The organism is Clostridium sp. CX1, from assembly GCF_025398335.1.
Lineage (GTDB): Bacteria > Bacillota > Clostridia > Clostridiales > Clostridiaceae > Clostridium_AM > Clostridium_AM tanneri.
Genome location: NZ_JAODOO010000032.1, coordinates 1 through 13,546 on the forward strand (window position 1 = coordinate 1; position 13,546 = coordinate 13,546).

A 13,546-nucleotide genomic window follows, 5' to 3' on the forward strand; every position below is an offset into this window, starting at 1 on the left:
CTCAGCAACAAAGGTCCAATATTCCTTTGATTATGACAGCAGCGGTAATCCAGTGAAGTCACGAGTGGAAAAAGCTCCAGAGACAAATGTAACAAATGAAAAACTTTTTATGGAGTCCACTGCAAATTATAGTATCAGCGGAAATTACCTGAAAGCAGCAATAGACAACGAAGAAAATTCTGTAATAAGTCATTACAATGAAGAAAAAGGAGTACTGACAGCTACCACTGATGGAAAAGGGAGCAAGACTTTTTACAGTTATGACGATATGAATAGACTTGTAAGTGTATCTAAAGCCCTGGAGGGTACTGAAAGCAGAAATATCGAAAAATTCCCGTTAAGTTCAAGTCTTGTAGGAAGCAAAGGAACAAGAACAATTTTTGATGCTGGAGCGAACTTACTTGTAAACTCTTCCTTTGAAAATAGCAGCAATTCTTGGAGATTGGAAGATTGGGATGGTTCTACAGGAAAATGGAGAATTGTACCGGGAGGAATACATGGAAACTACTGTTTAGAAAGTTATGACTCAGATGGAACTGCCACTGGAAACCCTACTAATGCTGTAGCCTTTCAATTAGTTACACTATCCACTGCTTTAACTTCATCAAAAGTATATACTTTAAGTGCCTATTCAAAGAGGACAGGAGCAGCTAATCCAGTACTAGGAATACAATGCTTTGATAAAAACGGAGCTGAAATTGCAGTCAGTTATAAGAATTACCAGAAAGATATAGCTGGAGATAGATGGGTTAAAATAAGTCAAAACTTCATTCTTCCAGTAGGAACAAAAAGTCTTTTTGTAATGTTAAGAAGTGCTGTTAGCGGCACTGATACAGTAGGTTTTGATGCTGTACAGATGGAGGAAGGTAGTAGTTTTACTGCTTACAGTCCAAGCAGAAGTGATAATTCAAAGTCTTATTATGATTTAGGTATAGATAAAAAATCTGGAACTTTATCTGTATGGTTTAACACTACAGGTGCAGGAACAAGAATGATTTTTTCAAATGAAAGCAAGACAGCCTTATTTAATCTGTATATAAATGAGCAAAATAAGATAGTTTTGAATTCATTAAACAAGTCAAATGCTGGACAAAATATTATCACTGCAAATGATATAACCATAGCCAACAATACATGGTATTTTATAGCCCTAAAGTGGCAGCTTGTAGAGTCATCATTTTACAGCAGGACTTTACAGTGTACTTTATATATTAATAATAGAACTTATACTGGCTCTGTAACTGATTTTAAAGACTTCACAGGAGCAATTACCGCTGTTGGAAGTAATCCTTACGGAAACTACAGTTTATCAGGAACTTTAGATGACTTTGCATACAGCAGAAAGGCTTTGATTGATAATGACATAAAAGATATCTACAACAAAGTTATGCCAGAGGATAGAGGAACTATAGTTACTAACAGTTACACTTATGAAAAGGATAAAATAAAAACAATTTCTCACAATGGTTTCAGCTATAGATTTGAATATGACAGTTTAGGAAATACAAAAGAGGTTTATGCTGAAAATGAACTTTTAATAAGAAATGAATTTGATGCTGAGACAGGTAATCTTACGAAATCAGAATATGGAAATAATCAAAGAGTATCCATGGAGTATGATGAGCTAGATAGAGTAACTAAAAGAAAATTTAGCAGAGATACATTAGATAATAGTCAAAAGGATGAAATCAGATACAGCTATGAATACGACAACGAAGGTAATTTAGCATACCATGAGGACGGGGTAAATTTTAGAGATTATAAATACAGCTACGATTTATCAGATAGATTGGTTAAAATCGATGAGTATGATAAAGATATAGGTACTTCAAGTTACGGAAAGACATATTCAACAAAATTTGACTATGACATGAGCAATAATCACAGCATAATAACGGAAAAAATAGATGAAAAGCTTTATGAAACAAGATATGGTTATGACAAGGATAACAAGCCTGTGGGAGTATTCTATGATGCTGTAATAGAAGACAGTCCAAACTTTGAATATTTTCATCTAAGTGCAAATACTACTGGAAGTAGAGGAAAAACTCCAATACAGGAAACCCCTATATTTGGAAAAGACGAAAATGATCAGGGAGCCCTTTATGCATATCCAGGGACAAAAGTAATTTATGATTTAGGTATAGATAAAAAATCAGGAACCATGACAGCATGGGTAAATACAAGAAATAACACTGGTTCAAGAATGATAATTGGCACTGAAGGACCCACTGAACTATTTAACCTGTATATAGATAAAGACCAAAAAGTAAATCTTGCAGTAATAGGCAGTAAAGGCTTTACAAATATAATAACTACAGATGAAACATTAAAATATAATACATGGTACTTTGTTGCAGTAAGCTGGCAGTTTGATCCGGGAAACTTGACTTTAACTGGTAAGCTCTATCTAAATCATAGCATTTATAAGTGGCAAACTGCAGACTTCAAAGATTTTAGTAAACTAAAGACAGCTATTGGAAGTAATATAAGTGGAAATTATTCACTGAATGGATTAATTAGAAACTTCAATTATTCATCTTCAGACTTAACGGAAGGGGAGATACTTTCACTGTATACTAACAAATCAGTGAGATATTCTTATGATAACCTTGGAAGACTACAGAGAAAGACAATAAATATAGGACGTACCAGTTTTCAAACTCAGTATGCCTATGTATCTGTCACTGGTAAAGAAGAAGGAGCAACAGTAAATAGGTTATCCTCTGTGCAAAATGAACTTGTTCCTATAAACTATTGGTATGATGAAAATGGAAATATAACTAGAATTCTTGAAAACGGAAAGAATATTAAGTATTCCTATAACGAATTAAATGAGCTTGTAAAGGAAGAGAACGAAGCTCTAAATAAAACTATAATATACACTTATGATATCGGTGGAAATATAAGTAGTAAGCAGGAAAAGATAAATGGTGTTTGGCAGACTCCTATAAGCTATCTATATGAAACACCTTGGAAGGATAAACTGACACATTATAATGGAAATAAGATAACTTATGATACAATAGGCAATACTAAGACCTATGACGGTTATATCTACAGTTGGGAAGAAGGAAGAAGATTAATCTCCATTGTAGGTAGTGATATCAATGCCTTCTTTAAATACAACGATGCAGGAATTAGAACGTATAAGAGAGTAAATGGATTTACTACAAAGTTTCACCTAATAGGGGATAGAGTAACCTATGAATACACCGAAGATGCTAATCATGAAATAAAAGATAAAATTTATTACAGATATGATAACTCAGATGACCTTGTAAGTATGAATTTAAATGGTGTAGAATATTACTATATAAGGAATGGTCAGGGAGACATTATCGGGCTGATTGATAGTAGAGGTACTAAGGTAGTAAGCTATATATACGATAGCTGGGGAAAGCTTGTTAGTATTAGAGATGAGAATGGTATTGATGTAACTAATAATAAGGAGCATGTTGGGTACAAGAATCCTTACAGGTATAGAGGCTATAGGTTTGATAGCGAGACTCGACTCTACTATTTAAATTCAAGATATTACAACCCAGAGTGGGGGAGATACCTGAATGCTGATGCATTAGGCGGAAGCAGAGGTGACTTATTATCTCATAATGTATTTGCGTATTGCAAAAATAACCCTATTAACATGACTGATCCAAACGGATATTTATCAGGATGGGTTAAATGGGCTTTGGCAGCAGTTGCGGCAGTCGTTGTAGTTGCTGCAATAGTAGCTATAGCTTCGCCAGCAACTTTTGCAGCAGCTGTAACTATGGGAACTACGGTGATAACAAGAGGTGCTCAGATTGCACAAAGAGTTGGACAGAGAGCTGTTCAGGTGGCAAGTAGAGTTTCAAAAAGTATATCAGGAATTGGAAAGATTAAATCCAAAGGTTATATAAGATTTTCAAGAAGTGGTAATGATAGTAGTCTTGATTGGAGTATTATAAGTAAACATGGAGAAACTAGATTTGAGCATGTTGGAAAACATACAATAAATAATTTGCAAAAGCCTGAACATGGAATTTTTTACGGAGATCCAGTTAAAATGATAAATAATGCTTGGATAAATGCAAAAAATATCACTCCTATAACATCTGGAGGTGCGGATATTTATCATATACCATTTCAAGGTGCTGGATATGCAGGAGGATATGGAGGACAATTACAGAACTTAAATCATATTACTATAATTACAAGACAGGGAACAAATAGACTTATAACGGCTTATCCTGGTATGGGTGGGAACTATAATATAAATCTATTATTGCCATAAAAATGGAGGAGATGCAATGGAGAGCTTCGGTAAGTACAGGATTAGGTGGTGTCCAATTTGTACTCAAGGATGGATTGAAATAGTAAAAGCAATTGATACAAATGAACTATATGTATGTTGCTTAGAATGTGAAACGGAGTGGGAATCTCCAAAAGATGCATTAGATTTAAAGGTTGGTACACATGATCTATATGGTATGGTTACTGTTCCAACATTTGAAGAAGTATGCTCTAAAGGATGGGAAAAATATATTAGTTATAAATAAAAGAACCTAAATTCTATTGGTTTAAATTATTAAGTTATAAAAAACGGTGCTTTACAAAAGTACTGTTTTTTGAAACTTAATAGTATTCTAAAGAAGAATTTCATTTGGAATAATTGAGATTATAATTAGTTTTAGAGATTTTATAAAATAAAGAAGTGATAAAGAATGAAGTATTTGAAGGTAGAATGGATTCATAGTTTACAAAATGAACCAATTATTATATATTCAGAAATTGATAATAAGTATAATGAGATAAGAAAAGTTGAAATTTATAGGGATAATAAAATAGGATATGCGGACTTAAATACTGAATTCCGAGGAACAAGATTATCAGAAGAACCATTACCAACTTTGTCAGAAATAGCTTTAGATAATCAATTCAAGCCCATGGAAATAGATAAACATGAATTTGAAGAAGTGTGGTTAAAAAGAATGCAACTGAATAAATAAAGGTAAGTTAAGGTGGAGCAGCTAATAAAATATAGTGTTCCACCTTTTTATACTATAGTAAAGTAAAATTTTAGGTAACGGCTCATCAAATATTATAAGAATTATGGAGGTAAACCCATGACGTTGAGTAAGTTAACAATTGCAGATAAAAAAAGAATTACGCAAGATTGGAACGAATTATTTCCTTCACTGGGTGTGTATAAACCTATGCATTTGATAAATAGAATAGGCCCAATATTGGTCGGAATTTTGCTTGAAGTTAAGTCAGGGAATAACAGTTATATTCCCACATTTCATGTTCATAATTTAGTACGACCTTTTCCTGTGATTACGTTAGGATTAGCTAGTACTCTTAACAGACAAAGTGTAAGTTTGGAATTCCATGAAAAGAAGTATAGAGAGCTGGCAAAACTTATGAATAAAAATCTATTAATCCCTTTAGAAGGAGATGTTGAACTAGATAAAGTTCTATCTGGATTCAAAAAATATATAGAAAATCCAACATTTCCGTTTCAGATTGAGGTTTATAGCAAGCAGAAAACTGTTTCCAGTTTTCTGCCATGGGGTCTGACCCCATGGCCGTACTACTGGAAGTAATGGAAAAACTCCGGCAGAGGAAACTCCTGTATTTGGAAAAGATGAAAATGATCAGGGAGCTCTTTATGCATATCCAGGGACAAAAGTAATTTATGATTTAGGTATAGATAAAAAATCAGGAACCATGACAGCATGGGTAAATACAAGAAATAACACTGGTTCAAGAATGATAATTGGCACTGAAGGACCCACTGAACTATTTAACCTCTATATAGACAAAGACCAAAAAGTAAATCTTGCAGTAATAGGCAGTAAAGGCTTTACAAATATAATAACTACAGATGAAACCTTAAAATATAATACATGGTACTTTGTTGCAGTAAGCTGGCAGTTTGATCTGGGAAACTTGACTTTAACTGGTAAGCTCTATCTAAATCATAGCATTTATAAGTGGCAAACCACAGATTTCAAAGATTTTAGTAAACTAAAGACAGCTATAGGAAGTAATATAGGTGGAACCTATTCACTAAATGGATTAATTAGAAACTTCAATTATTCATCTTCAGACTTAACAGAAGGGGAGATACTTTCACTGTACACCAACAAATCAGTGAGATATTCTTATGATAACCTTGGAAGACTACAGAGAAAGACAATAAATATAGGACGTACCAGTTTTCAAACTCGGTATGCCTATGTATCTGTCACTGGTAAAGAAGAAGGAGCAACAGTAAATAGGTTATCTTCTGTACAAAATGAACTTGTTCCTATAAACTATTGGTATGATGAAAATGGAAATATAACTAGAATTCTTGAAAACGGAAAGAATATTAAGTATTCCTATAACGAACTAAATGAGCTTATACAGGAAGAGAACGAACTTCTAAATAAAACTATAACATACACTTATGATAGCGGAGGAAATATATCTAATAGGAAGGAAAATATAAATGGTGTTGAGACTACTATAAGCTATCTATATGAAACTCCTTGGAAGGATAAACTGACACATTATAATGGAAATAAGATAACTTATGATACAATAGGCAATCCTAAGACCTATGCTGGTTATACCTACAGCTGGGAAGAAGGAAGAAGATTAACCTCCATTGTAGGTAGTGATATCAATGCATTCTTTAAGTATAACGATGCAGGTATCAGAACACATAAGAGAGTAAATGGAGTTACTACAAAGTTTCACCTAATAGGGGATAGAGTGACCTATGAATACACTGAAGATGCTAATCATGTAATAAAAGATAGGATTTATTACAGATATGATAACTCAGATGACCTTGTAAGTATGAATTTAAATGGTGTAGAATATTATTATATAAGAAATGGTCAAGGAGACATTATTGGGCTGATTGATAGTAGAGGTACTAAGGTAGTAAGCTATATATACGATAGCTGGGGAAAGCTTGTTAGCATTAGAGATGAAAAGGGTATTGATGTAACTAGTAATAAGGAACATGTTGGGTACAAGAATCCTTACAGGTATAGGGGTTATAGGTATGATAGTGAAACAGAATTATATTATCTAAATTCAAGATATTATAACCCAGAGTGGGGGAGATACTTGAATGCTGATGTGATAGGAGGTCAGGTGGGAGATCTATTATCACATAATGTATTTTGCTATTGTAAAAATGATCCTATTAATATGTATGACCCTAATGGATACTGGAGAAGTGGAGTTTTAAGTAGATTTAAAGCGTTTGTATATGCTGCTTTTTTTGTGATTACAGCTGTTGTTGTTCAATCACTACAATCTCGATCTGTTATTCCAGCACCGTCACTCCCAATTAAAAAGCCATTTAAGTCTAAAGAAAAACAATCAACGCAAAAACCAATATCTAAAAGTACTCCTATTAATATACCTATGAGTAACAGAAAAAGTAATAAATATTACCCTGCACATGTAGACTATAGAAAAAATACAGTTGTAATAGATTTCTTGAAACCAATGGATATAGCTGAGGCTCAAATACATGTCCGTGGTGGAAATGATGTTTATACTTTTACTCAGAATAATGCGAGAATGCTAGCTTTGACAACAGGTGGAAATCCCAACAAGATACAAAATCATATTAATAGTGAAAAAAGTGTATACGGAGGAGTATACTTTTATCATTATCATAGTGGTACAACAAGACCAGATAGAGGATATGTTCATATTTTTTTTGATTTACCAAAAATAAAAGAATAATTTTGTTGATTTTAAGTGACATAAGGCTCTATTTTAATAGAGTTTTATGTTACTTATCTACTAAAAGTTTAGAATTATAAATGCATAATAATTGGAGGGATATATGGATATTATAAAATTAAAGGTAGTAAATGATGAATTTATTAGTTATTTACCACTATTTATATATAAGAATCATGTATATATTATTAGACAGAATATTAGTAATAACAATCAAGGGAGGAATTTCAATACATTTTACGATGGATTTTATAAATATAATTTGATAAATAATTCGTTAGAACTTATTAATACATCAGCTCCAATAATAGAGTATTTTTATGATAGGGACTGTTCAGCTTTATATTATAGAGCTATTGAAGAAAAAGATGGGAAGTTTTATTCTGTTTTTTTTAAATTAGATAACGACTTTGGGACTGAAGAAAGATTACTATCCGTTAAATTGCAAAGATATGTTCCCACTAGTTTATTAACAAATGAAGAAAAACAAATAAAGGTTGATTGTATGATAGCTTCACTAGAATTATATGTTTTAAATAAAGATTTTTTAGTGTATAAGATTGATGAAATTAATTCATACGATGAGTATTATAATTACTTAGACAATTGTAATAAATTTAAATTATTTGTATACGATGTTAATGAAAAAAGAAATTATGAAGTTAAGGATAACTCTTTATTTAAACATGGTATAGAATCAATAAGAACATTTAAAGTTAACAATAGAGAGTATATTTTGATTAGCTCAGCACTTTATAATGAAGCTGATAAGTACGAATATATTTATAACCCTGAAAAAACAAGTTGTAATGATGTGAGAGGTGCTATTGATTCTATCTATTTGATTCCACTAGAAATATTTATAAATGAAATAAAACAAGATAAAGAAACACTCTCATACCAAATAATTGAGACTGTAGGACAAGAAGGAATAGTTAGATTTATTCATACTAACAAGAATAAGATATATTATAAAGTTGAGTATTTTAATGAAAATATCTCTGAAATTGCTATATATGACATAATTACAAAAGAATATGAAAGGAAAAGATTTGAAAGTAATTGGATATTTAGTGGGATAACTTTAGATGGTTCTACTGGATATTTCTATGATGATAAATTAAGTTGTTATGTAGAACTAAGTGGGAAGTCATGGGATAATAAAAGAGCCATAAAAATACCATTTAATTCTCTAAATATTATGGAGCCAGATATTATAATTACAGAGGAAGTCAATATACAGGATGGTAAATTAAATTTCTATTCTAATATATATGATAGAAGTAATGGTAGGTTGATGAAAAAGATTCAAGGAAAACCATATGTATTCAAAGAAGATAATATATTAATTATATGCTAAAAATTCAGTAAGTGGTTCAACATAAGGCGGATATTAAAAAACTTGTTCATATAGTAAGTAGAAAACTCTTTCTGGTTTTCTGACAAAGGATTAAATCCCAAAGCCACCAACCTAAGCGATAACAAAGGTTGATGGCTTTTTGTAGCAAGCAGAAAACTGTTTCCAGTTTTCTGCCATGGGGTCAGACCCCATGGCCGTACTACTGGAAGTAATGGAAAAACTCCGGCAGAGGAAACCCCTATGTTTGGAAAAGACGAAAATGATCAAGGAGCTCTTTATGCATATCCAGGGACAAAAGTAATTTATGATTTAGGTATAGATAAAAAATCAGGAACCATGACAGCATGGGTAAATACAAGAAATAACACTGGTTCAAGAATGATAATTGGCACTGAAGGACCCACTGAACTATTTAACCTCTATATAGACAAAGACCAAAAAGTAAATCTTGCAGTAATAGGCAGTAAAGGTTTTACAAATATAATAACTACAGATGAAACATTAAAATATAATACATGGTACTTTGTTGCAGTAAGCTGGCAGTTTGATCCGGGAAACTTGACTTTAACTGGTAAGCTCTATCTAAATCATAGTATTTATAAGTGGCAAACTGCAGACTTCAAAGATTTTAGTAAACTAAAGACAGCTATAGGAAGTAATATAAGTGGAAATTATTCACTGAATGGATTAATTAGAAACTTCAATTATTCATCCTCAGACTTAACAGAAGGGGAAATACTTTCACTGTATACCAACAAATCAGTGAGATATTCTTATGATAACCTTGGCAGACTACAGAGAAAGATAATAAATATAGGACGTACCAATTTTCAAACTCAATATGCCTATGTATCTGTCACTGGCAAAGAAGAAGGAGCAACAGTAAATAGGTTATCTTTTGTGCAAAATCAACTTGCTCCTATAAACTATTGGTATGATGAAAATGGAAATATAACTAGAATTCTCGAAAACGGAAAGAATATTAGATATTTCTATAACGAATTAAATGAGCTTATACAGGAAGATAACGAAATCCTAAATAAAACTGTAATATACACTTATGATAGCGGAGGGAATATAGTCAGTAAGCAGGATAAAATAAATGGTATTTGGCAAATTCCTATAAGCTATCTATATGAAACTCCTTGGAAAGATAAACTGACAAATTATAATAAAAATGAGATAACCTATGATACAATAGGAAACCCTAAGACCTATGCCGGTTATACCTACAGTTGGGAAGAAGGAAGAAGATTAACATCCATTATAGGTAATAATATCAATGCCTTCTTTAAATACAACGATTCTGGAATCAGAACACATAAGAAAGTAAATGGAGTTACTACAAAATATCATCTAATAGGGGATAGAGTGACCTACGAATACACCGAAGATGCTAATCATGTAATAAAAGATAGGATTTATTACAGGTATGATAACTCAGATGACCTTGTAAGTATGAATTTAAATGGTGTAGATAAGCAGAGAGCCCAAATCTCTGATTTGGTGCGAATCGCTTAGCTCTTCAGCTCCGCTGTAGAGCTTCCTTTGTTTATATAAGGAATGGTCAGGGAGACATTATTGGGCTGATTGATGGTAGAGGTACTAAGGTAGTAAGCTATATATACGATAGCTGGGGAAAGCTTGTTAGTATTAGAGATGAAAAAGGTATTGATGTAACCAATAATAAGGAGCATGTTGGGTACAAGAATCCTTATAGGTATAGGGGCTATAGGTTTGATAGCGAGACTCGACTCTACTATTTAAATTCAAGATATTACAACCCTGAATGGGGCAGATACTTGAATGCTGATGCATTAGGCGGAAGCAGAGGTGACTTATTATCTCATAATGTATTTGCGTATTGCAAAAATAACCCTGTTAACAATACAGATCCAAGTGGATATTCCTTAATATCAATTCTTAGTAAAATTAATCAGTATGTTTTTGCAGTGGCACTAGTAATAGTAGCAGTGGTTAACTACAATATCAGTGGGCAAAATAAGTCTATAAGTAATACTATAAATAATGCCATTTCAAATTATAAGGCTAGGAATAAGGCTGTTAGTAAGAGCAAATCAAAGGTTAAGGATATTGCAACAACGAATACTAAGAATCAAAATCCAACGTATTTGCGAGCAAAAGCAACTCACCTGGGAGCAAATGTTTATGTTGATCAACCATTGAACTTACAATCAGCAAAAATGATATTGGATATTGGTGGAGATGTATATGCTCATAGTGCAGTGGATGCTGAAATCCTGTCTAAATCTGTTGGTGGAGGCTTTACTGGACCAACGAATGACGGAAATCCATTAAATGCTATGCACTATCATCCTATTTCCTATGCGGCAAGAGGGCATGTATTCTATGGGGATGATCCTAATCTAAACTTTGTGACTTTATTTAAATAAGGGAGGAATAATATGAGCGTTAGGATAGGAATAGTTTTTCCAAAAGATTATGATTTGAAGCTTTTGGAAAATTTTAAGAATAAGTATAATTTAAGTCTTATAGAGGTTAACAATAAGTACGTTAGCAATCAGCTTCATAATGATGAAGTATTTTTACAGGCGACTGAAACTGGATGTGATAGTCTTACAGGAATAGGTGCATATGACTTATATACTAAAGATATATCTTCGCTATGTGAAAATATTGAAGAGGTATCTTTAGCACAATCAATTATTGATGAGTTCCAAGAAAGAAAACTAAAGTATAAAGAGGATGCACTAAGATGGATTGAAATAATAAATGTTTTAAAATATGAATATAATGTGGGACTATTTGGGGTATTTTGGCATTTTTGTAGTGGGACATTTAATGAAGAAAAAATAATCTTTTCTAATAGGTTAACCTGTAAAGCGAAGAACATCACTATTGAGTATATAATGAAAATAGCAGAAGATGTGATTGTATTTTTTCAATAATTCAGTTGTATGGAGAAGGAGTTATCAGAGTAGATTAGTTTAGCTTTATTGTATAAATTTTGGTAGGAACTAGTTGGGTTTGAGAAAAAAATATTATTGTAATATATTAATAAATGTGTAAAATTAATTAAGAAATTCTATCAGATAAGCTTCTTTAAGGAATTCATCTGATAGAATTTTTTCTTTTAGCTTAAAAAACATTTCAGTGTGGTTATTTAGAGGAAAGTCCCATAGAACTTAAATGCGAAACATATGGAGAAACAAAAACAGTAGCAAGCTCAAGGCAAGCCTTTCGCAAAATACCACGGGGTATGTTAACAGAATGAGAACAATGTTATAACAGCATTGGTAAATAGAAGAAACAATACTGGCTCAAGAATGATAATTGGCACTGAAGGACCCACTGAACTATTTAACCTCTATATAGATAAAGACCAAAAAGTAAATCTTGCAGTAATAGGCAGTAAAGGTTTTACAAATATAATAACTACAGATGAAACCTTAAAATATAATACATGGTACTTTGTTGCAGTAAGCTGGCAGTTTGATCCAGGAAACTTGACTTTAACTGGTAAGCTCTATCTAAATCATAGTATTTATAAGTGGCAAACCACAGATTTCAAAGATTTTAGTAAACTAAAGACAGCTATTGGAAGTAATATAAGTGGAAATTATTCACTGAATGGATTAATTAGAAACTTCAATTATTCATCCTCAGACTTAACGGAAGGGGAGATACTTTCACTGTACACCAACAAATCAGTGAGATATTCTTATGATAATCTTGGCAGACTATAGAGAAAGACAATAAATATAGGACGTACCAGTTTTCAAACTCAGTATGCCTATGTATCTGTCACTGGTAAAGAAGAAGGAGCAACAGTAAATAGGTTATCCTCTGTGCAAAATGAACTTGCTCCTATAAACTATTGGTATGATGAAAATGGAAATATAACTAGAATTCTTGAAAACGGAAAGAACATTAGATATTCCTATAACGAATTAAATGAGCTTATAAAGGAAGAGAACGAAGTTCTAAATAAAACTGTAATATACACTTATGATAGCGGCGGAAATATAAGTAGTAAGCAGGAAATAATAAATGGTGTTTCGCAGGTTCCTATAAGCTATCTATATGAAACACCTTGGAAGGATAAACTGACACATTATAATAAAAATGAGATAACTTATGATACAATAGGCAATCTTAAGACCTATGCTGGCTATACCTACAGTTGGGAAGAAGGAAGAAGATTAACCTCCATTGTAGGTAGTGATATCAATGCATTCTTTAAGTATAACGATGCAGGTATCAGAACACATAAGAGAGTAAATGGATTTACTACAAAGTTTCACCTAATAGGGGATAGGGTAACCTATGAATATACTGAAGATGCTAGTCATGTAATAAAAGATAGGATTTATTACAGATATGATAATGCAGATGACCTTGTAAGTATGAATTTAAATGGTGTAGATAAGCAGAGAGCCCAAATCTCTGATTTGGTGCGAATCGCTT

At 32.3% G+C, this 13,546-nt stretch carries 10 protein-coding genes and 1 pseudogene; all 11 read left to right on the plus strand.

The annotated features are described in order from the left end of the window. On the plus strand, positions 1–4,276 hold a 4,276-nt coding region (locus N4T77_RS19645), incomplete at its 5' end, for a LamG-like jellyroll fold domain-containing protein (protein ID WP_315903188.1). A gap of 16 nt (positions 4,277–4,292) precedes the next feature. Then, positions 4,293–4,541: a hypothetical protein gene (locus N4T77_RS19650; protein WP_261673562.1), complete on the plus strand. Its 249-nt coding sequence runs from the start codon at positions 4,293–4,295 to the stop codon at positions 4,539–4,541. 165 nt (positions 4,542–4,706) lie between these two features. Then, the gene (locus N4T77_RS19655) at positions 4,707–4,991 is read left to right on the plus strand and encodes a DUF6881 domain-containing protein (protein ID WP_261673563.1); all 285 of its coding nucleotides are present in this window, start codon (positions 4,707–4,709) and stop codon (positions 4,989–4,991) included. 117 nt (positions 4,992–5,108) lie between these two features. Then, positions 5,109–5,588, plus strand: a complete 480-nt coding sequence (locus N4T77_RS19660; RefSeq protein WP_261673564.1) for a hypothetical protein — start codon at positions 5,109–5,111, stop codon at positions 5,586–5,588. A 103-nt stretch (positions 5,589–5,691) separates the two neighbouring features. Further along, positions 5,692–7,737: an RHS repeat-associated core domain-containing protein gene (locus tag N4T77_RS19665; protein ID WP_261673569.1), complete on the plus strand. Its 2,046-nt coding sequence runs from the start codon at positions 5,692–5,694 to the stop codon at positions 7,735–7,737. A 103-nt stretch (positions 7,738–7,840) separates the two neighbouring features. Beyond that, positions 7,841–9,097, plus strand: a complete 1,257-nt coding sequence (locus N4T77_RS19670) for a hypothetical protein (RefSeq protein ID WP_261673565.1) — start codon at positions 7,841–7,843, stop codon at positions 9,095–9,097. 240 nt (positions 9,098–9,337) lie between these two features. After that, a complete protein-coding gene (locus N4T77_RS19675) occupies positions 9,338–10,618 on the plus strand; it encodes a LamG domain-containing protein (protein ID WP_261673566.1) in 1,281 nt (426 codons plus the stop codon). Between the two features lie 149 nt (positions 10,619–10,767). After that, positions 10,768–11,511: an RHS repeat-associated core domain-containing protein gene (locus N4T77_RS19680; protein WP_261673570.1), complete on the plus strand. Its 744-nt coding sequence runs from the start codon at positions 10,768–10,770 to the stop codon at positions 11,509–11,511. A gap of 12 nt (positions 11,512–11,523) precedes the next feature. Continuing rightward, positions 11,524–12,027: a hypothetical protein gene (locus N4T77_RS19685; RefSeq protein WP_261673567.1), complete on the plus strand. Its 504-nt coding sequence runs from the start codon at positions 11,524–11,526 to the stop codon at positions 12,025–12,027. Positions 12,028–12,372: 345 nt separating this feature from the next. Beyond that, on the plus strand, positions 12,373–12,825 hold the full coding sequence (locus N4T77_RS19690) for a LamG domain-containing protein (RefSeq protein ID WP_261673568.1): 453 nt from the start codon (positions 12,373–12,375) through the stop codon (positions 12,823–12,825). A gap of 102 nt (positions 12,826–12,927) precedes the next feature. Then, positions 12,928–13,546, plus strand: a pseudogene (locus tag N4T77_RS19695) (hypothetical protein); the annotation flags it as partial.

Coding starts and splice junctions, on each gene's coding strand:
- N4T77_RS19650 (WP_261673562.1), top strand. CDS start 4,293: ATGGAGAGCTTCGGTAAGTACAGGATTAGGTGGTGTCCAATTTGTACT.
- N4T77_RS19655 (WP_261673563.1), top strand. CDS start 4,707: ATGAAGTATTTGAAGGTAGAATGGATTCATAGTTTACAAAATGAACCA.
- N4T77_RS19660 (WP_261673564.1), top strand. CDS start 5,109: ATGACGTTGAGTAAGTTAACAATTGCAGATAAAAAAAGAATTACGCAA.
- N4T77_RS19670 (WP_261673565.1), top strand. CDS start 7,841: ATGGATATTATAAAATTAAAGGTAGTAAATGATGAATTTATTAGTTAT.
- N4T77_RS19675 (WP_261673566.1), top strand. CDS start 9,338: ATGTTTGGAAAAGACGAAAATGATCAAGGAGCTCTTTATGCATATCCA.
- N4T77_RS19685 (WP_261673567.1), top strand. CDS start 11,524: ATGAGCGTTAGGATAGGAATAGTTTTTCCAAAAGATTATGATTTGAAG.